Source organism: Rhodococcus sp. IEGM 27 (genome assembly GCF_033142305.1).
In the GTDB taxonomy this organism is placed as follows: Bacteria; Actinomycetota; Actinomycetes; order Mycobacteriales; family Mycobacteriaceae; genus Rhodococcus_F; species Rhodococcus_F oxybenzonivorans.
In genome coordinates, this window is the sequence record NZ_JAWLSG010000001.1 from 79400 (window position 1) to 98809 (window position 19410).

A 19410-nucleotide genomic window follows, 5' to 3' on the forward strand; every position below is an offset into this window, starting at 1 on the left:
ACCGTTGTTCACGGACGCCGACACACACCGAGCAGCACGAAACGGAGAGGACATCGTGGGACAGCATCGCGAGGGCTCATTCACCGATGAGCACCGCCAGGAGGGCGACGATCTTCGATACTTGCACCCGGCCGGGATGGCGCTTGCGGTGCTGTCCGGCGCGACTGTGGCGGGGTTGGTCGCTGTTCTCGGTGTCTGGCTCGCGACGCCTCTCGTCGGTGTGGGTGCGGCAGCGATTCTTGTCGGAATCCTGTGCCTTGCGGCAGCCATGTTGATGCCCCGCCGGCCACGCAGGGCACGCACCGGGACGCTCGGACCCCAACTGCGGTGACCATCGGCCCTGCCGCGGAAGCCCTGCGACGACGAGTATGGGTGAGGACGGGCAGCGCGCCGATACCGTCGGCGACGTCGGTGAGAGTGCAGGTGAGGAGTAGACCATGAATGTCGAGATTCCCGGCCCCGAGATGGTGCGGCACGCCGTCGACTTGGCCTGCCGAGCACCCTCGGTCCACAACAGCCAACCATGGCACTGGACACTGACCGACGATCGCCTCGAACTTCATACCGATCCCCAAAGACTCCTCAAGACAGCTGACCCCACCGGCCGCCAAATGGTGATCAGCTGCGGAGCGGCCCTACATCACCTAGAGGTCGCGCTCACCGCAGTGCGATGGACCGCGGATATCCAGCGACTCCCCGAAGGCCCTCACTCACCCCATCTCGCGACGATTCGCTTCCGGCATGACGCTCGCCCTCAATCGCACGACTTCGACCTCGCGGCCGCGATGAGGCATCGCTACTCGGATCGACGGGCGTTCGACCCCCTGACGACGTGGGGTCCCGGCGCTCTGTCCGAGGTGGTTCGCGGACGTGGCGCGCGCTTGACCGTGCTCCCCGCCGACGCGCGTCCTACGTTGGCAGAAGCGACGGAACTCACCGCGGCCACGCGCCGCTACGACTCGATGTATCACACCGAATTACATTGGTGGGCAGGTCATTCGATACCGGCGGGAGGAATCCCACCGGCTGCGCTGGCCACCGCCGAGGAACGAGCACGCGTCGGCATCGGCCGCAACTTCCCCTCCGGCACCGACACACACGGAGCCGACTCGACGCAGGTCGATCGGTCGACCGTGGTGGTGCTGAGCACCGCAACCGACACTCGGATGGACTGGCTGCGCTGCGGTGAAGCCCTTTCGGCCGTACTGCTCGACGCAACGGTGAACAAAGTTGCCACCTGCCCGCTCACCCACGTGACCGAGGTCCCGCAGAGCCGGGCGATGATCGGAGAACTTCTCCCCGAGCCCTCCTTCGCCCAGGCATTGGTTCGCCTGGGCACGGTCGAGGTCCGCACTCCCCGGCAGACTCCCCGGCGTGAGGTGAATACCGTTCTGTCGGTGAACAAATCCCGGCGAGAAAACGGTCGCTGACCGTCATGTGAGGCGGAAATACCGTACATACGGAGGTCGTTTACGGACGACGACGATAGATGTCGAGACAGAAACTCATCGCAGAGCAGCCCGGAGGAGTACACCATGACCGGCCACCGCCCGATTGTTGTAGGAACAGACGGCTCACCCTCATCGCTGCAGGCGGTGTCCTGGGCAGCCAAGGAAGCCGCGCTCCGCAACCTGCCTCTGTCGCTGATCACGACGACGTTCGTTCCCGGCGCCTATGGCGTGCCGATCGGAATGCCCGCCAGCTTCTTCGAAGACGAGCAACGCGACGGTCGGGAAAGATTGGAGCGCGCAGAACAGATCGCCCGTGCCGCGGTGCCCGCGCACAACATCGAGATCGTCGCCACGCTGTGCACCGGAACTCCGGCCGGTGAGCTGATCGGCCGCTCGGCGACGGCGTCGATGGTTGTGGTCGGCGCGAACAGGCAGGGAATCGTCGAACGCGCTTTCCTGGGCTCGGTCAGTTCTGCGGTTGCCGCGCACGCTCATTGCACCGCTGCAGTCGTTCGGGGAGCAGCTGATCGTGATATCAATGACCGTGCCGGGCCCGTCGTGGTCGGCGTCGACGGCTCACGGCACAGTGAATCTGCCATCTCGATGGCCTACGAAGAGGCCGCCCTGCGGCAGGCGGAGCTCGTGGCTGTGCACGCGTGGTCCGATATCACTTTGGTAATTGCGTTCGACGGAGGTAGCGATGCCGAGTGGAGGCGGGCCGCGGAAAACGAGACCGCTGTCTTGTCCGAGAGTTTGGCCGGCCGCGCGGAGGATTACCCGGATGTGAAAATGCGCACCGTCGTCGTCCGGGATCGTCCCGCGAGGAACCTACGAGAACAGGCCGAGAATGCACAGCTCCTCGTGGTGGGAAGCCGGGGGCGAGGTGGATTTACCAGTATGCTGCTCGGATCGACCAGCAGGACGTTGATGCACTCGGTTACCTGCCCACTGCTCATAGTTCGCTAGTCCGACGCTCGGAATTCCAGACCGGCGGAGCCTCACGGAAGTGAGTGCCCCGCGTCTGTCGAGGCGCCCATGCTTCGGGGTCTCAACGCATCTCGGTTTCAGGGTCGGGGAGAAGGCGTGATGACGGCGCGACCACGCAATGTTCCCGCGGCCAGCCGCCGATACGCTTCCACCCCGTCCTCGAGCGCGAAGCGTTCTACGGCGATGTCGAACACGCCCTGGTGGGCCATGTCAACCAGTTCGATCAGCTCGTTCCGTGCACCCCAGTACGGGACGGCGACGTTGACCTCGTACGCGCCGCGGAAGAAACCTACCTGGGCGGCTGCCTGGCCGTCGCCCAATCCGACGATCGCGACGTCGGAGCCGACCCCCGCGATCGCCATCGCCAGATCCAGAGTCGGTTGCATCCCCACGAGATCGAGCACCAGCGCCGCACCGGCGGGTCCGGTGATCGTGCGGACCTTCGCAGCGGCGTTCGAGTCGGACAGCACGGCCTCGTGGGCACCGATCGACCGGGCGAACTCGAGTTTGTCTTCGCTGACGTCGAGAGCGACGACGCGGGCCGGTGACAGGTGCCGCAACAGCTGTATGGCGACGTGGCCGAGTCCCCCGGTGCCGATCACGACCGCGGTCGAGCCGGGACGGAGTTTGCCCAGCGACCGTTTGATCGCGTGGTAGGGCGTCAGCCCGGCATCGGTCAGGGGAACTGTCGTCACCGGGTCGAGGTCCCCGATCGGCACGACGTGGCGGGGCGAATCGACCACCATGTACTCGGCGATCGCCCCGGGAGCGCCCAGACCCGGCGGCAGGATGTTCAGGTCCGCGGCCCGCGAGCAGTAGTTCTCCATGCCCTGGGAGCAGTGCCAGCATTGTCCGCATCCCCACGGCCCGTAGACCAGCACATCTGTGCCGACATCGAGTCCTTCCACACCGGCGCCGACGGCGGCGACGCGTCCAGCGCCCTCGTGCCCGAGTGTCAGTGGCAGCCCGAAGGTGTATTGCTCCTCGGGTAACCCCATGATGAACGCGTCGGAGTGGCAGACCCCGGCCGCGGTGATCTCGAGGAGGATTTCGCCCGGGCCGGGTTCGGGTGTGGGGATCTCGACCAGTTCGGGTTCTGCGCCGATTCGTCGGTACTGGATCGCCTTCATGCTCTCTCCCTCATGATGCTGACGCTGTTTTCACTGACCGCTAGCCGATTTCGGAGAGGCGGGCCGCGGCCAGGAGCGATGCCACGCCGTGTTCGATTCCCTTTGCGAAGTCGGCCAGATCGGGGTTGGTGTCGTAGTCGCCCGTGATACCGAAGGTGAGGTGGTCGCTGTAGCTCAAAATGGCGATGCCGATGCGCAACCGCAGCGCGATCGGTACGTAGGGGAAAATTTCGAGGATCTCCCGGCCGAGGATGTGACGAGTCTGCCGTGGCCCCGGGATGTTCGTGGCCACGGCCACGACGCTGTGCTGGGGGAACCGCATGGCCAGGCGTATCGCCCAGGCCAACGGCATGAACGGCCCGTACTGTGCCAGGGCCGTGAACGCTTTTCCGCCTTCCGCCTCGTTGCCGGCTTTGTGCGCGGCGAGGCGCCGGTGCACAACAGTGAGCTGTTCGACATGGTCCTCGATGTCGACGGGTAGAAACGGCAGCATCAGAGAAACCGCGTTGTGCACTGGGCCCCCACCCGGTGGGTCGGTCCGCACGGACACGGGGACGAGGGTGCGGACGGTGCGGGCTTCCGGGATTTCGCCTCGCCGCAGGAGGAGCGTGCGCAGTCCGCTGGTGATCGCGGCAAGAGCGACATCGTTGACCGTGGCTCCGTAGGCGGAGCAGATTTCGCGGACATCCGCCATCCGGGTGCGGGCGCCGCAGTAACGCCGTTGGCGTCCGATGCGACCGAGCAACGACGTGCCGGACGCTGACGTCACCATCTCGGCGAGGAGGCGAGCAAGACCCAGGGTGGCGCCGACAGCGGCCGCCGCGAATCGCTGTGGTGTGGTCAGTATCGTTGTGAGCATGCGGAATTGACGCGCCGGCGAGAGAACTCCGGTGATCGTGTCGATGATGCCGGCGGGGGTCTGCTTCGGGGAGAGAATTTCCGGTGTGGTTCGTGTAGTGGCCGGCAGGTCCTCGTCGCACATCGCTTCGAACAGTTTGGTGCCGGCGATGCCGTCCGCCATGCAGTGATGCATTTTGGCGAGCACGGCCCAGCGGTCCCCGGTAAGTCCTTCCACCACCCAGCATTCCCACAGCGGATGATCGCGGTCGAGGCGATGCCCCATTACCCGGGCCACGAACCCGAACAGCGTCTCCTCGTCCCCCGGCTGTGGGAGCGCCACTCGACGTACGTGGTGGCCGAGGTCGAACACCGGGTCCTCCACCCAGGAAGGCTTCCCGAGATCCAGCGGCACTATATGCAGTTTGTCTCTTGCGTGCGGTAGGTCGACCAGCCGCGCCACCACCGCCTCACGGAATTGGTCCGGAGTCGGCGCCGGACCCGCGAGAATCGCCAACGCCCCGATCGTCAGGCTCGCATGATCATCGGAATCCTCGGTCTCGAGGAATCCGGCGTCCAGAAAAGTCAGTGTGTCATCGTCCATCGGTCCCGCCTCACCACGTCAGACCTGCATACCGATCACTGTGCCGCAGACAAGCCGGGCACGACAGAGTCGGACGGTGGGCTCGTGAGGCCGAAAGTCCTCCCTGATATCGACACACCGCCAAAAGGGACTGACGCTCATCACCTCCGGCCCGGCGCTGATCGAACCCGTCGCCTTCCTCATGAGCCTTAAAATGTTACTGACCATCCGGAACCTGGCCGAAGGCGTGTGATCCGTTCGCGGGCGGCTCGACGTACACGGCAGCGCCCGCCGTCACCCCCGCACCGGCGGCGATGATGAGCGTACGAGTGCCGGCACGGCGGCCACCCGCATCGAGTCCGGCCACCAGCGCGGCGGTATGGATGCGTTCGTCGTCGGCGACCACGACCCGGGAATCGGGCAGGCCGAGGTGGCGTGCCAGGGCCGAGCGGAATTTCGGGCGGGGCGGTGCGAGCACCACGACATCGATATCGGCGAGGGTGAGGCCAGCCTGCGTGAGGGCTTCGGTGGCGGCGGCCGCGGCCGCGGCGGCATAGCGTTCGTCCATCGAGGCCGACTCCCGGAACCGCAAAACATTGCGGGCGTCGATCTGCCCGACCGTGGCTGAGAACGCGTCGGAGCCGTCGAAGTCGTTCACCCAGTGCACGCGGCCGAGACCGTAATCCTCGTCGGTCCAACGACACAACACCGCGCCGCCGGCCGCGGAGAACGTGAAGTTTTCGCTCATCCCGTGGCCGGGGTCGGCGTCACTGGCGACGACGAGGGCGCAGTCGATCGTCCCGGAGCGTAAGAACCCGTCGACGATCTGCAACCCGGTCAGCACACCACATGTTCCGTTCGCGACATCGAAGGAGAAGGTGCCGTGCTCGCCGGCATGCGGATCCTCCGGATGTGCGCCGATGTCCTCTTGGATCATCGCCGCGAGGGCGGGTTCCCCGAGATTGCGGTCCCGATACAACCCGGCGTTGACCAGAAGGTCGACCTCGTCCGGGCTCCGGTCGGCGTTCTCGAGGCAGGTCTTCGCCGCGGCCACGGCGAGGCGCAGTGCGCTGTGCCGGTTTCGCCACCCACCCGAGGTGACGTCAACCCGATCAATGATCGTGCCCATAGCCAGCCACCAATTCCTCATCCAGTTCCAGTAGAACGACCCCGATCTCGAGACCGGAAGCCAGCGAGATCAATGCCACGGTCTCCCCCGGCTGAATATGTCCGGCCTCGAGTTCCTCGACCAACGCCACAGTGTGCGTCGTCGACGCCGTGTTCCCGTACCGGTCGACGGTGATCACCGCGTCGTGCCGGGGAACGTCGCCGAACGACGACTCGAGTTCGGCCATGCCTTTTCGGATGGCCCGGGCGGAGGTTTGATGGGTGATCACGTGATCGATGTCGTGCATCGACATCCCGAGCGTGTCGAGGACCTCATGCAACAGCAGCGGTGTGTCCGCGATGGCGGCTTTCTGAATGCCGCGGGAATTGGTGAACATACGCGCGCCGGGCTCGTTGCCCTTCGGGTAGGCCAGGCATAACCGGCTGTAATCGGCGACGGTGGTGAAGCCGGCGAACCGAATCCCAGCCGATCCAGCCGGAGCCCGCTCGAGGACCAGTGCGGCACCGGCATCTCCCAACGTCAACGACGCCAATTCCTTGCTCATGATGTTGTGGATGTGCCGCGCCGCGTTCTGTCCGAGCTGCGAGATGTATTCACCACTGACGATCAACGCGCGTTCGATGATGCCCTGCCGGATCCAGTTGTCGGCCACCGTGACTCCGGTCAACATCCCGGCGCACGCGTTGGAGATGTCGAAGGTCATCGCCCGATCCGCACCGAGCGCCTGGGCGACCGCACCGCTCATCGTCGGCTCGAGCCACTGGGTGAGTCCACCGCGGAACTTGGTGATGCTGCAGCTGATGACGGCATCGAGGGAAGCCGCCGTTCGGCCGGAGTGCTTCACCGCGTCCTGCGCCGCAGCCACTGCGAGGGTGTAGGAATCCTCGTCTCCCACCGAGACCCGCCGCTCGTGGATTCCCGTCAAACGCTCGAGGTCGATGTGAGTGGTGTGGCGGGTCGTTGCCATCAGGTCCTCGGTGGTGAGCCGTGTGACCGGGAGGTGCCGGCCCGCACCGGCCACCCGCGTGCGATAGGGGGTCCGGGCGTCCTGTCCCCCAGCTTCCATCACGAGCCAATGCTTGATCATGGTTTGCCACCTCCGTACCCACCACCATCGCCCCCTTCACGCGGCCGCGACCAGGGCACTTCGACCCTTCCTCTCAGAAATCGTCACCGAAATCGGTAACGGCTCCCGACGTTTGCGATCTCGAGTAACGACAAGAGTCCTTGCCGACTTCTGTCACGGCACCGAGACGACTGCGGTGTCGGGTGCGGGAGAGCACAGGGCCAGGACGGCGCGGAAACCGTCTGCCAGGGAGTCGGTCAGCGTATCGAGGTCGGGGACGGCGCCGGGGTCGGCGTTGATGCCCACGCAGCAGTGCGACGTGTAGGACATGAGGGTGACGTTGAACGCCGACCCGAGAGTGGGACTGAAGGCGTAATACCGGGTGATCTGCGAGCCGGCCACGAAGAGCGGTACCGGTGAACCCACCACGTTCGACGCCACCACGTCGACATGCTCGAGCATGTTGGCCAGGAGCGAAGCGGGTAGCAGATTCAATGCTCCGGCAATGCAGGAGGACAACGGAATCGCCGGTTCTTTGCGCCATCTCTCCACAACGGCGTGAACCTCCCGTATCAGCTGGGCGGGGTCGCCGATGTTCGTCGGAAGGGCGAACCGCGCCAGAGTGATGCGGTTACCACCGAGCGGGTCGGTGTCGGTGCGCAAACTGATCGGCAACGTCACTCTCAGTGCCGGAATTTCGGCGCCATGAAGCCGGTGATACTTCGCCATACCCAGCAGGATGGCGGCGAGGAAGCCGTCGTTGAGTGATCCGCCGGCGGACTCGGCGGCCCGGCCGAGCGGTTCGAGCGGGGCCTCGAGGACGGCGAACCTGCGGCGGGTGGTGCGCGTTCTCATCACCGGGGACAGCGTCGTGCGGACGGGACGCGTCAAGCGCATCGTCGACGCCACGACATCAACCGAGTGGCGAAGCGAGTCGGCAGGATGTCGGATCAGCCCCTCGCCTCCCCGGACCATCCCCGTCGACAGCCCTCGTACGATGCGGCCCGTCATATCCCGATACCGGGCAAGGCTATTGATCGGCTCGGGCATTCGCCCCTCGTGCGGTACCACCACCTCGGCGTCGTCTCCTCGCACGGTCCCTTCCCGGGTGAAGTCGACGATCTCCCGGGCGATCTGCATGCCGCCGACGCCGTCGGTGAGGCAATGATGAACTTTCATCACGAGGGCCGCCCGGTGATGGTCGAGCCCGTCGAGCACCGTGAACTCCCAGAGGGGACGCTCCTTGTCGAAGGCCGCCATACCGGTGGTGCGCGCAAAGTCGAGCACGGCGTCCCAATCGCCCGGTTCCGTGAGCGTGCACCGTCTTACGTGCCAGGCGAGGTCGAAGTCGGGGTCCTCGACCCAGCGGGGCGGGGCAACGCCCACCGCGGCCGTGACCACCTTGCGCCGAAAGATCGGAACCCGCTTGGTCCCCCGCTCCATCATGTCGACGAATCGCGGCCAGTCGGGAACCCGATCGAGGACCGCAACCGCAACAATGGTCGAGCGCAGGATCGGATCTGCCTCCATCCGCCACGACATGTAGTCCGTCTGCGTCATATACCTGTTCGTTGCGCTCACCGTGATCACCTTGCAATCGAGTACTGAAAAGGCTGTCCCTTCGCTTCGGCATGCCTTCTGCTGCCCGTTCCTCCACTACATCGGCATCATGTGCATCGGCATGTGCGGCAGTATGCCGGCGCCATGCGGCCACATCATGAGCTCGTGAGCCATCTGCAGGGCATCCATGTCGATCACCTCCTCACCGACGTCGTGACCACTCGGTTAGGACGCTGTCTCGGCGCGCAACGTCGCCAGGCGCGTCCGGTACTCCACTTCGTCGATCTCACCCCGCGCGAACCGTTCCGCCAGAACCTTTTCCGCGGTATCGAGGGCAGACGGCGCGTTGTGTGGGGTCTGCATCCCGCGGCCCAGATAGCGAATCATCGCGACGATGCCCACGATCAGCAATCCCCAGAAGAGGGCCATCCCGACGAATATCAACGCGTATCCCAACCCGCTTGGATCGTTGTGGTACATCACGATCAGTCCTCCAGGCTGCTCGGTGCGGCACCCGACTCGGGGTCGGTGCGCGGCTCGTACCTCGAGTGTCCCCCGCCAGGCCGGCATCACCACAGGGTCTTTCGCCTCTCGTCACCACCGGCCCGTGGGGGACCCGGAGGACTACGGGTGCCGACGAAGTGCCCTTCGGCCCTACCTGTACCTCACGGGAATCCGGATTCTGGACAGGAGACCGGTCACACTGACAGGAGCCACCGTGCGAGCAGACATTCCCATCGTCGTCGGAGTCGACGGCTCCGCCCATGCACTCGACGCCGTGCGTTGGGCGGCACACGAAGCTGTGGTCCGCCGTGCCCCTTTACTGCTGGCTTCCTCCTTGGTGGTGCGGCGCGGAACCTACGGGGATGCCATCAATCTCTCGGCAGGTGCCTACACGGATCTCGAGTACGCCGGGAAGCAGCGTCTGGAGAGGGCGGCGGAAGTGGCAGCCAAGGCGGTCGGCGACTCCCGCCTGATGGTGCGCACCACGCTTCGGGAGGGCAGCCCCGCGACTGTCCTTCTGGAGTTGGCGAAATCGGCCCGCATGCTCGTCGTGGGATCCCGGGGGCTCGGCGGTGTCGCCGGGGGTCTCCTCGGCTCGGTGAGCACGGCGGTCGCCGCCCACTCGCCGTGCCCGGTGGTCGTGGTGCGCGGCATGCCCGAGCCGGTGGACGCTGCTCTCGACGGCCCGGTGGTGGTCGGGGTCGACGGTTCGGCGCGCAGCACACCGGCGATCGGCGCGGCGTTCGAGGAAGCCGCTCTCCGCGACTGCGATCTGGTTGCGGTGCATGCGTGGAGTGATGTCGACTTGTCGACCGTCTTCACGACCGACGACGCGGACTTTCACGATCTGGGCTGGCCCGCGATCGCCGTCGCGGAAGAGGCCGTACTCGCCGAAAGCGTGGCCGGCTGGCACGAGTCCTACCCGGGCGTCAGTGTCCGGAAGGTGGTCGTCCGGGATCGGCCGATCGCCCACCTCGTCGAACTGTCCGAGCAGGCGCAGCTCGTCGTCACCGGCAGCCGGGGACGTGGCGGCTTCACCTCCCTGCTCCTTGGGTCGACCAGCCGGGCTGTACTCCATGCCGCCCGATGCCCGGTGATGATCGTCCGCAAGTGACCCGGAGTTCGCCTGGCGTCGACGACCGCGGGGACTGCCGGATACCTGGGTGAGATTGCGACAACTGCAGAGACCCTCAGCGATGAGGGTGTTCATCAAGTGAGTGCAAGAAGGGACCACATCGCATTGCAGCGAATTCGGTTGCTCAGTGAAAACACTTTCGCGCACATTGCGACGTACAGGCGACGGCCGACGAGCAGACCTGCGGTTGGTGAGACTGGGTGCGCAAGCGGAATCCATCGCGCAGCGTCTGTGACGGCACCGACACACCAGGTCTGACGGCGGATGTTCGGGCGGGGGACCTCTATTTCTGCGGTGGCCCCGATTTGCCGCGCGCCGCAACGTATGACGTGACGATGGCTGTCATAGAAAAGATGAGCGCTATCAACACGAGCGCCAGTGGCCAGGTCATCGCTTCTCACTCCTCGGTGGACGGCAGATCGTGATGGGGCACAGTGCATGGTGCAGGAGGTTCTGGCTGGTCGAACCCAGCAGCGATCCGGCGAATCGATTGTGGCCGTGACTTCCCACGACAACGAGTTGTGCGTTGCGCGCATAGTGCAGCAACAGTTCGGCAGCGTTCCGCTCATCGATGACAGTGGTGACTTCCAGGTCCGGATACTTCTCGCGCCAACCGGCAAGATTTTCTGCCACCAGTACCGTCTGCTCTTCTGCTAGGGCACCCCAGTCCATCTTCGTCGCAGCGGAGCGACGTCCGGACATGTCACCGGTGCCCCATGCGTGCACCGCGAGGAGCGGGACGTCGAACAGCACTGCGAACTCGACGGCGGACTCGATCGCCCTGATGCTGAGCGCACTTCCGTCGACGCCGACCACGACAGGCCGGTGATCGGGCACCGGTGACTCGGAGTCGGATCGGAAGACCGTGACAGGGCAATGCGCGTGGTTGACCACCCGCACCACGGTGGATCCCGTGAACAGTGACTCGACCATCCCGGCGCCCGTGGAACCGACCACCACCATGTCCGCGTGCTTGCTCAGTCCGGTGAGCGACATCCCTGCCGGTCCCGGATGGATGCTCGAAGACACCCGGACGTCCGGAAACTCCTGCCGCACTCGCCTCTCGGCGCGCTCGAGAATCTCCTCGGCCGATTTCCGGACTTCCTCGGCGAACTCGTCCTGGAACAGCAGGGCAGCTTCACTGTAGTGGTAACCCGGACTCGGGAGAGCATGGGCAAGGCGCAGCGGCGCAGATCGTCGCCGCGCCACGGCGGCCGCCCACACGGCGGCCCGTATCGCGCGTTCGGAGCCGTCCACGCCGACGACCACGGACTGGCGGTTCGCAAGAGTGCTCATTGTCCAACTCCAGTTGTCGCAACACACTTCCGGACTTGCGCCGAACACCTTCAGGATCGGACACCTGTGGCCGGCGCCGATAGGGCACTAGGTCATCACACCCCGATGTCGAGTGACGTCTGCACGCTGGAAGGGACTTTCGGATGACCTTGTGCCCTCTACCGGCACCTCGGGCGGTGAAAGACTCGGAGGTGAACCAGAGGTGACGGGCTGCTGAACCTCATCCGTGCGATTCAGCGGTACCGAACACGTCGAACCAGGAGGCAACGACATGCGAACACTGATCGTCTACGAGTCGATGTACGGCAATACCCATGCTGTAGCAGAGGCGATTGCGCGAGGAATCTGCGCTGCGGGCGACGTCACGACGATCCCCGTGTCGCAGGCGCCCCAACAGGACGTGTCCTCATACGATCTCCTGATCGTGGGCGGTCCCACCCACGTGCACGGGATGAGCCGCGAATCGACCCGGCGCGGTGCCGTCGAGGCCGCCGAGAAACCGGAGAGCAACCTGGCACTGGAACCCGACGCGGCCAGTGCGGGACTTCGTGAGTGGCTCGACGGCCTCACCGTGGACGAGGGGAATGCTGCTGCCTTCGATACCCGTATCGACAAGCCCGCACTCATCACCGGACGGGCGTCGAAAGGAATATCCAAGAAGCTGCGGCACCTCGGCTTCGAGCTCGTTGCCGATCCGGAGAGCTTTCTCGTCGACACGAACACCCAGCTCGTCGACGGTGAGGAAGCACGGGCGCAGCACTGGGGTCAGATGCTGGCGAAGCAGTCCCCGGCGCACACCTGAGCGATGCGTTCTCAGCCCGGGTGCTGTGTGCATGCCACACCACCCGGGGACAGGCGATCACAGTGCGGCGCGCCTCCCGCGCGTGAAGTAGGCGACCGGCCCGATGAAATTGACGGCGATGGCTGCCGCCCATTTGCCCTTGCTGCCGTTGATTTCCTGGGGATCACGTCGAGCGAGATCCAACCAAGCGGCGACGGCCAGCACCACCTGAACAGTCGCGAGCACCACCAGCCCGCCGCGCTGACGACCTGTCATGTCACTCCACGTTTTCCGGCTTCTTCTCACTTATCTCCCCTTCTTCCCCTGAGTGGAACACCGTCATGTGGCTGAACGATCTCGTCCGGCCCGGGTAAGAACCGTCCCGTGATCACGCCCAGCACCGTCCCGGCCACCAGCCCGGTCACTGATCCGAGTGCAGTAACAGCGGGTATCGACCAGGTGCTGCCCGGGGTCGTCGCTCCCACGAAGATCACCGTCATCGCGAGAGGCCAGCCGGCCACATTGGCCAGCACCCATCGGCCCGGCCGCCGAACCAGACCGCGCAGCACCAGCGCCTGCACCGCGCCGAGCACGGCACCCATCACCGCACCGAGGGCCACTGCACCGGCCAACACCACGAGCAGCGGCGGCCCGTCGCCGCCGCTGTCAGAACCGAGCACACCGGGCACGGACGCTGCGGCCCAGCCCAGCCCGGCGACCACGGCCGTGACCACCACCCATCGGCCCACGTTGAACCTGGGAAGCAGCCGGCGCAGCCCGCGGGCCTGTAGAACGCCGAGAGCGATCCCCTCGACCAGTCCCCCGGTCACCACCACTGCGAGCGCCAGCGCTGCATCGCGCCCCTGAGGAGCGTCACCCGATATCCTTTGTGCCAGCTTCGCGGCGAGGGCGGCGGCCGTCATGCCAACGGCCTCCGCTGCGGCACACAGAGCAGTCCACCGGGTCGACGACAGACCGGGGACGCGATGTGCGGAACCGTCGAGGTCGCGATTGATGGGCGCTGACTCGAATGCGGTCACTCGCCGCGCACCTGGGCATCCCGGTGATAAATGGTCTCTGCCCACTGATCGATGTCCGCCCAGTCGCGGGCGTCGCCGTAATGCCCGCCCATCAGCCGGAAGAGCACCCGACCGAAGCCCGGCCAGTCACCGAGGCCGATGGCTCCGGCGAAGAAGCGGTGGCCGCGAACATCCGCGGTCTCCCGCAATTGCTGCACCACCCGCGGTTCAGGGGTGACACGGCGAAGATAGGACGCCACCCGGTTCGACAGGATCGTGCTGGTCGCCCCCACTGAGGACACCGAGTACGCCCACACCGGCCGGCCGGCGAGTTGCGGGCGGAGTCGCCCGATGGCGTCCGCCGCTTCGGGAAGCCACTGACCACTGTGGATGGCGCTCCCGACAACGAACGTCCCGTATTCGCGCACCGAGGTGATGTCGCTCAACGACCGCACGTCCACGGTCTCGCCCGCGGCTTCGAGGTGCGCGGCAATGCGCTCGGCCACCCCTCGGGTGGAACCCCTCGCGGTCGCGTAACCCACCAGGACAGTCATCGGGTCGACTCCTGAGGGTGACCCGCGGCCGGCTGGTCGTCCGGTGTTGGTTCTGGCGGCGGGGTCTGTTCGTGGGGTTCGCGTGGCCCCTGATCGAATCGGAAGGGGGGATACTCGTCGCGCAGGAGCGCGACATAGGCGATGACACGGTAGACCCAGCGGTTGATACCCATGACGAAGTCGAAGAGCGGACGGGGATAGCGGCCGGTGAACAAGATGATGATCGCCGCGACCAGGATCAGAACACCGAGCAGCGAACCGAACAGCCAGGGCTGCCCGGAGACTCCGTCGTCGCCGCTCGCGACCCCGAAACGCCAGCCGCCGAACCAACCCCCCGCGAGCACGGCCAGAATCAGGTAGTGGGGTATCGCCAGCAGCCACCACTTCACCAGAACCAGACCACGGGAGAGCCGCTCGGGATACTCGACATCGAAATCGGCCGGGTAGTCGGTGCGCGCCAGCGTGAAGGGCGGATACCGGTCGGTGCCCAGCGCGGAGTAGGTGTAGAACTGCACACGCCAGAGCCAGCGCAGAACTCCGACGTTGAAGTCGAACAACCCCCGCGGATACCGGCCCGTGAAGAGAATCGCGAATCCTGCCACCACCGTGGTCACGAACAAGCCCAGACCGAGGAAGACCAACACCACGTAGTGCGGAATCGCGAGCAACCACTTGACCAGCCACAACCATCGTGACAGCGGTTGGTCGAGATCACCTCGAAGGTGCGCGGGATAGGGCTTCGACGGGGTGGGTGTGTGTGCGGTCGACGGTGTGGTGGGGGCGGACGCCGCACCGGTTCCACTCGTTTGTACCGGCCAGTGGGGTTGGGGTGGACCGTGCCGGCCGAGCCCGAGCGCTCCCACCACCACAAGTGGTATGCCCACTGCGAGCATCACCACGGCGGCGAGGAGCACACCGAGCGCGAGCGGGCCGAGGATTTCGAGCCGTGCACCGGCCTGGAGATCGACCGAGACGTTGGGACCACCGTCGGCGTTCATCACCACGGCGGTCCAGGACCCGCGCTGAAGATCCCATTGCACCTGCTGGGTGCCGGCTCCGGTGGACGAGACGGACCAGAACGTCTGCGCCGAAGGGACTTCCGGCCGGCGGTCACCGGTGATTTGACGGTAGCTCGGCTGGAAGGGGTCGAATTCGACCTCCGTCACCTCGGTCCGCGCGACACCGGAGAGATAGCGTTCCACCGCCTCACGCGGGCCGATTCCGACGAAGATCTCCCGGTTCGACGGGTCCGCGGTGACCCGCAACAACACCCGGCCGAGATCCTCGGTGTTGAAACCCTGGGGAAAATCGGCCTCGTCGAAAAGGTCGATCCGCTCCGACACCAGGGCATTTCCCGAGGACTGATACCTCTGCGTGGGTGAGGTGAGATGACCGTCGTCATTTTGTGTGAAGAATGCCCACCCGAGAAACACTGCAGCGCTCAGAAGGGCGAACCCGAGCAAAGCACACAGGCAGCCGATGACGAGCGCCACGATTCTTCCTGGTTTCACTGTCCGCCTCCGGGATCATGAGTCCTGTACCTCAGTGTGGTGGCGCACGAGCCGCGACGTGAGGGCCATTGGTCACCACTCGACGCTGGTCGACGAAACAGCCTCCCGTACTTACGCTCCCGCCCGGACTTCCACCCATCAGTAGTTCGACGTACTCTGGACGCCGCTCGACAAGCACCCGGACAGCTCTGCACAACGCGAAAGCTGAACCCATGGCCGGACCTGTGATCGATCTGCGCCGGCACGGCGCCGTCCTCTTCGACCTCGATGTGGTTGTCGACACCGAGTCCGCGAAGCCTGTCACCGTCGATTCCACCGCCATGCTGGTGCGCCGGCTGCGTGCGCTGGGCGTGGACACGGCCGTGTTCTCCCCGAGCGGGGAGGTGGAGGCGGTGATCGAGGCCACCGGGATCGCCGACCTGTTTCCTGTCCGCATCGACGGCGAGGCACCGAACGAGGCCGCACGCCGGCTCGGAACCCAGCCCGCCGCATCAGTCGTAGTCACTCGTTCGGAAGCAACAGCGACTACAGCCAAGCGGAGCGGGTTCGCCCTGGTCGTAGGGATCGGCTCGGAGAAGGATTGCTGGGGTGCGGACCACATGGTTGCCGACCCGGCGGAGATCACGATCCGCTTGGGGGATCGTCGTCTGTCGCAGATCCCCGACGCGGTGACGTCCCGACACGAACTCGCCACCCTCCTGCGTATCCGGCGGCCCGCGGTGTTCCTCGATTTCGACGGCACCCTCGCCGATATCGTCAACGACCCGTCCGCGGCGGTCCTTATCGACGGCGCCGCAGCACAATTGGCTCGCTTGGGTCGCGTTTGTCCCGTGGCCGTGATCAGCGGCCGCGATCTCGAGGACGTCCGGTTGCGCATCGGCATGGACGGGATCTGGTACGCGGGCAGCCATGGTTTCGAACTGAGCGGGCCGAACGGCGAGCACTACGAAAATCCCGACGCGCTCACCGCGGTGCCGTTGCTCGCGCAGACTGGACGTCTCGTCGAGAAACAGCTCCACGGAGTTCCCGGTGTCCTGGTGGAGTACAAGCGGTTCGGGGTGACAATCCACTACCGTAACGTCGCCGCCGCCCGCGTCGACGAGGTCATCACAACAGTGTACGAGGCGGCAGGTGCGGTCGATGGTCTGCGCATCGCCGCGGGCCGAATGGTCGTCGAAATACGTCCCGACATCCGCTGGGACAAAGGCCGAGCATTGGAGTGGATTCTCGGACACGTCGTCGATTCAACGCAGTTGGTTCCCTTCTACGTCGGTGACGATCTCACCGACGAGGACGCTTTCGACGCCGTCGCGGACACCGGGGTGGGAATCGTGGTCCGCAGCGATGAGGCGGCCGACCGACGGTCGGCGGCCCGGTTCGCGGTGAACGGACCAGCACAGGTGTGCGACCTGCTGCAACGTTTGGCCGATCTGATGGAAGGAAATCCGGAGACTGCCTCGCGGTCGGACGCCTGGATCCTGTTCTTCGACGGATACGACCCGCCTGCCGAGAAACTGCGTGAGGCGCTCTGCACCGTCGGGAACGGCTTCTTCGCCACGCGCGGGTGCGCACCCGAGTCCGCTGCCGGCGCCGTGCACTATCCGGGCACCTACCTCGCCGGGATCTACAACCGGCTAAGCGAGGAACGGTCGGGCATGACCATCGTCAACGAAAGCCTGGTCAATGCGCCGAACTGGCTTGCGACCACCTTCCGTGTCGAGGAGACGGCGTGGTTCGACATCGATACCGCCGAACTCCTCGACTACCGCCAATATCTCGACGTGCGCCGGGCCGTTCTCACCCGGCGGTTTCGCTATCGCGACGAGGCCGGCCGCACCACCTCGGTAGTCCAGCGGCGCTTCGTCGCGATGCACCTGCCCCATGTGTGTGCGCTGCAGACGACGATCGAGGCAGAAGACTGGTCGGGGCAGCTCGAAATCCGGTCGGTGCTCGACGGTTCGGTGGGTAACACCCTCGTCGAGCGTTACCGCGAGCTGGCCAGCGACCACCTCACTCCACTGCGCGCCACCGAGCTGACGGACGACTCGGTGCTGTTGTCGATGCGCACTAATATGTCCTGGATACCGGTGGGGATGGCCGCCCGGAACCGGTTGTGGCGCAATACTGAGAAAGCTGACTGCCGCTACCAGCTGTTCGCGAGCGACAGGCAGATCGGGCACGACATCACCGTCGAAGTGTCCCCGGGGGAATCGGTCACCCTCGAGAAGATGGTGACGGTCTTTACCGGCCGCGATCACGCGGTGTCGGACCCGGCCGACGAAGCTGCACGCCAGCTCTCGGAGCTCGGCCGCTTCGACGACGTGCTCGACGGTCACGTCCTCGCGTGGAAACACCTATGGGACAGGGCAGGGATCGAACTGAAGGGCTACGAGGACGCCTCCCGAATCGTGCACATTCATCTACTGCACCTGCTGCAAACGGTATCCCGCCACACCGCCGACCTCGATGTGGGGGTACCGGCCCGGGGCCTGCACGGTGAGGCATACCGAGGGCATATCTTCTGGGACGAATTGTTCGTCTTCCCCGTACTGACCCTGCGGCTTCCGTCCCTCACCCGGTCGCTGCTGCGCTACCGGTACCGCCGGCTCACCGAGGCCCGCCACGCCGCGAGCGCCGCCGGCTACCGGGGTGCGATGTTTCCGTGGCAATCGGGCAGCGACGGTCGGGAGGAGAGCCAGCAGCTGCATCTCAATCCGGCGTCGGGGCGGTGGCTGCCGGACCCGAGCTGGCGCCAGCACCACATCGGGGTAGCGATCGCCTACAACGTCTGGCAGTACTACCAGGTGACCGGCGACCTCGAGTTCCTCACCAACTTCGGTGCCGAACTTCTGGCCGAAATTGCACGATTCTTCGCCAGTCTCGCCACCTACGACCGGGTGCGGGGCCGATACGTCATCCGCGGGGTCATGGGTCCGGACGAGTTCCACTCCGGCTACCCGGGGTCGCCATTCGACGGGATCGACAACAACGCATATACCAACGTAATGGCGGTGTGGGTCATCCTGCGCGCTCTCGAGGCTCTAGATGCACTCGCGTCGGCGGACCGGGTCGATCTGGTCGACACCCTGGCCGTGGACGCACAGGAAATGGCACGGTGGGAAGACGTCAGCCGCCGAATGTTCGTGCCGTTCCACGATCAGGTGATCAGCCAGTTCGAGGGATACGACAACCTCGCCGAACTCGACTGGGACGCCTACCGCGAGCGATACGGCAACATTCAACGGCTCGACCGGATCCTCGAGGCCGAAGACGACGACGTCAACCGCTACCGCGCCTCCAAACAGGCCGATGTGTTGATGCTCTTCTACTTACTGTCCGCCGACGAGCTGCGGGACCTGTTCGGCAGACTCGGCTACCAGTTCGAACCCGAGGCCATTCCGCGGACGGTCGACTACTATCTTGCCCGCACCTCGCACGGTTCGACCCTGAGTGCGGTAGTGCATTCATGGGTTCTCGCTCGCGCCAACCGCGACAAAGCCATGGAATTCTTCGAACGGGTACTCGCCTCCGATATCGCCGATATCCAGGGCGGTACGACCGCCGAGGGCATACATCTCGCCGCGATGGCGGGGAGCGTCGACCTGCTCCAACGGTGTTTCACCGGACTCGAAACCCGCGGGGACCGGCTGGTGTTCGGCCCGCAATGGCCGGAGGAACTCGGCGCACTGAAGTTTCCCATCGTCTATCGCGGACTCCACCTCTGGCTCACCGTCACAGGCAGAAAGGTGCAGGTGAGCGCAGCGGCCGGCAACCAACGACCGATCGAGATCGTATGCCGCGACCAGACCGTTACCCTGCAGCCCGGGTGCACCGTCAGTGTCGGCTAGGGGCCGCAACCCGCAACGA

17 protein-coding genes are annotated in these 19410 nt (G+C 65.5%); 6 read left to right on the forward strand and 11 right to left on the reverse strand.

The genetic code is table 11. The annotated features are described in order from the left end of the window. The first annotated feature begins 55 nt into the window (after positions 1-55). The 3 genes from R4P95_RS00380 to R4P95_RS00390 all read left to right on the forward strand — a co-directional run bounded on the left by R4P95_RS00380 (position 56) and on the right by R4P95_RS00390 (position 2417). The gene (locus R4P95_RS00380; protein WP_397517744.1) at positions 56-331 is read left to right on the forward strand and encodes a hypothetical protein; all 276 of its coding nucleotides are present in this window, start codon (positions 56-58) and stop codon (positions 329-331) included. Positions 332-437: 106 nt separating this feature from the next. Further along, entirely contained in the window at positions 438-1430 is a 993-nt protein-coding gene (locus R4P95_RS00385) for an Acg family FMN-binding oxidoreductase (RefSeq protein WP_317746799.1), read from the forward strand. Positions 1431-1535: 105 nt separating this feature from the next. Continuing rightward, positions 1536-2417, forward strand: a complete 882-nt coding sequence (locus R4P95_RS00390) for a universal stress protein (RefSeq protein ID WP_317746798.1) — start codon at positions 1536-1538, stop codon at positions 2415-2417. 98 nt (positions 2418-2515) lie between these two features. Here the strand turns inward: R4P95_RS00390 and R4P95_RS00395 are convergent, their stop codons facing one another. From R4P95_RS00395 to R4P95_RS00420, 6 genes are all read right to left on the reverse strand, one after another. Further along, positions 2516-3568, reverse strand: coding sequence for an NAD(P)-dependent alcohol dehydrogenase (locus R4P95_RS00395; protein WP_317746797.1), 1053 nt, complete (start codon positions 3566-3568; stop codon positions 2516-2518). Between the two features lie 40 nt (positions 3569-3608). Beyond that, the gene (locus R4P95_RS00400) at positions 3609-5009 is read right to left on the reverse strand and encodes a wax ester/triacylglycerol synthase family O-acyltransferase (RefSeq protein ID WP_317746796.1); all 1401 of its coding nucleotides are present in this window, start codon (positions 5007-5009) and stop codon (positions 3609-3611) included. 196 nt (positions 5010-5205) lie between these two features. Beyond that, positions 5206-6117 carry a 3-oxoacyl-[acyl-carrier-protein] synthase III C-terminal domain-containing protein gene (locus R4P95_RS00405; RefSeq protein WP_317746795.1) on the reverse strand — a complete coding sequence of 304 codons (912 nt, stop codon included), beginning with the start codon at positions 6115-6117 and terminating at the stop codon, positions 5206-5208. Further along, positions 6101-7204 carry a 3-oxoacyl-ACP synthase III family protein gene (locus tag R4P95_RS00410; RefSeq protein WP_317746794.1) on the reverse strand — a complete coding sequence of 368 codons (1104 nt, stop codon included), beginning with the start codon at positions 7202-7204 and terminating at the stop codon, positions 6101-6103. Before R4P95_RS00410 ends, R4P95_RS00405 begins: the two co-directional genes overlap by 17 nt. 153 nt (positions 7205-7357) lie before the next feature. Next, positions 7358-8743, reverse strand: coding sequence for a wax ester/triacylglycerol synthase domain-containing protein (locus tag R4P95_RS00415; RefSeq protein ID WP_317746865.1), 1386 nt, complete (start codon positions 8741-8743; stop codon positions 7358-7360). Between the two features lie 225 nt (positions 8744-8968). After that, positions 8969-9223 carry an SHOCT domain-containing protein gene (locus tag R4P95_RS00420; protein ID WP_317746864.1) on the reverse strand — a complete coding sequence of 85 codons (255 nt, stop codon included), beginning with the start codon at positions 9221-9223 and terminating at the stop codon, positions 8969-8971. A 238-nt stretch (positions 9224-9461) separates the two neighbouring features. On the opposite strand from R4P95_RS00420, the gene R4P95_RS00425 reads away from it, so the two are divergent. Then, the gene (locus R4P95_RS00425; protein WP_317746793.1) at positions 9462-10361 is read left to right on the forward strand and encodes a universal stress protein; all 900 of its coding nucleotides are present in this window, start codon (positions 9462-9464) and stop codon (positions 10359-10361) included. A gap of 408 nt (positions 10362-10769) precedes the next feature. Here the strand turns inward: R4P95_RS00425 and R4P95_RS00430 are convergent, their stop codons facing one another. Then, positions 10770-11678, reverse strand: coding sequence for a universal stress protein (locus R4P95_RS00430; RefSeq protein ID WP_317746792.1), 909 nt, complete (start codon positions 11676-11678; stop codon positions 10770-10772). A gap of 271 nt (positions 11679-11949) precedes the next feature. Between R4P95_RS00430 and R4P95_RS00435 the strand changes: the two genes are divergently transcribed. Next, on the forward strand, positions 11950-12480 hold the full coding sequence (locus R4P95_RS00435; RefSeq protein ID WP_317746791.1) for a flavodoxin domain-containing protein: 531 nt from the start codon (positions 11950-11952) through the stop codon (positions 12478-12480). Positions 12481-12537: 57 nt separating this feature from the next. Here the strand turns inward: R4P95_RS00435 and R4P95_RS00440 are convergent, their stop codons facing one another. The 4 genes from R4P95_RS00440 to R4P95_RS00455 are packed head-to-tail and all read right to left on the reverse strand — an operon-like array spanning position 12538 to position 15543. Beyond that, positions 12538-12735 (reverse strand): PLDc N-terminal domain-containing protein, encoded by a 198-nt coding sequence (locus R4P95_RS00440; protein ID WP_317746790.1) that lies wholly within the window; start codon positions 12733-12735, stop codon positions 12538-12540. Positions 12736-12761: 26 nt separating this feature from the next. Beyond that, positions 12762-13499, reverse strand: a complete 738-nt coding sequence (locus R4P95_RS00445; RefSeq protein WP_317746789.1) for a hypothetical protein — start codon at positions 13497-13499, stop codon at positions 12762-12764. Beyond that, a complete protein-coding gene (locus R4P95_RS00450; protein ID WP_317746788.1) occupies positions 13496-14032 on the reverse strand; it encodes a flavodoxin domain-containing protein in 537 nt (178 codons plus the stop codon). The genes R4P95_RS00445 and R4P95_RS00450 overlap by 4 nt, the downstream gene beginning before the upstream one ends. Then, positions 14029-15543, reverse strand: coding sequence for a DUF4389 domain-containing protein (locus tag R4P95_RS00455; RefSeq protein WP_317746787.1), 1515 nt, complete (start codon positions 15541-15543; stop codon positions 14029-14031). The genes R4P95_RS00450 and R4P95_RS00455 overlap by 4 nt, the downstream gene beginning before the upstream one ends. 212 nt (positions 15544-15755) lie before the next feature. Between R4P95_RS00455 and otsB the strand changes: the two genes are divergently transcribed. Beyond that, positions 15756-19391, forward strand: coding sequence for a trehalose-phosphatase (gene otsB / locus R4P95_RS00460; RefSeq protein WP_317746786.1), 3636 nt, complete (start codon positions 15756-15758; stop codon positions 19389-19391). Positions 19392-19410 lie beyond the last annotated feature (19 nt).

Coding starts and splice junctions, on each gene's coding strand:
- R4P95_RS00435 (WP_317746791.1), top strand. CDS start 11,950: ATGCGAACACTGATCGTCTACGAGTCGATGTACGGCAATACCCATGCT.
- R4P95_RS00420 (WP_317746864.1), bottom strand. CDS start 9,223: ATGTACCACAACGATCCAAGCGGGTTGGGATACGCGTTGATATTCGTC.
- R4P95_RS00405 (WP_317746795.1), bottom strand. CDS start 6,117: ATGGGCACGATCATTGATCGGGTTGACGTCACCTCGGGTGGGTGGCGA.
- R4P95_RS00400 (WP_317746796.1), bottom strand. CDS start 5,009: ATGGACGATGACACACTGACTTTTCTGGACGCCGGATTCCTCGAGACC.
- R4P95_RS00430 (WP_317746792.1), bottom strand. CDS start 11,678: ATGAGCACTCTTGCGAACCGCCAGTCCGTGGTCGTCGGCGTGGACGGC.
- R4P95_RS00415 (WP_317746865.1), bottom strand. CDS start 8,743: ATGACGCAGACGGACTACATGTCGTGGCGGATGGAGGCAGATCCGATC.
- otsB (WP_317746786.1), top strand. CDS start 15,756: ATGGCCGGACCTGTGATCGATCTGCGCCGGCACGGCGCCGTCCTCTTC.
- R4P95_RS00450 (WP_317746788.1), bottom strand. CDS start 14,032: ATGACTGTCCTGGTGGGTTACGCGACCGCGAGGGGTTCCACCCGAGGG.
- R4P95_RS00410 (WP_317746794.1), bottom strand. CDS start 7,204: ATGATCAAGCATTGGCTCGTGATGGAAGCTGGGGGACAGGACGCCCGG.
- R4P95_RS00440 (WP_317746790.1), bottom strand. CDS start 12,735: ATGACAGGTCGTCAGCGCGGCGGGCTGGTGGTGCTCGCGACTGTTCAG.
- R4P95_RS00395 (WP_317746797.1), bottom strand. CDS start 3,568: ATGAAGGCGATCCAGTACCGACGAATCGGCGCAGAACCCGAACTGGTC.
- R4P95_RS00390 (WP_317746798.1), top strand. CDS start 1,536: ATGACCGGCCACCGCCCGATTGTTGTAGGAACAGACGGCTCACCCTCA.
- R4P95_RS00385 (WP_317746799.1), top strand. CDS start 438: ATGAATGTCGAGATTCCCGGCCCCGAGATGGTGCGGCACGCCGTCGAC.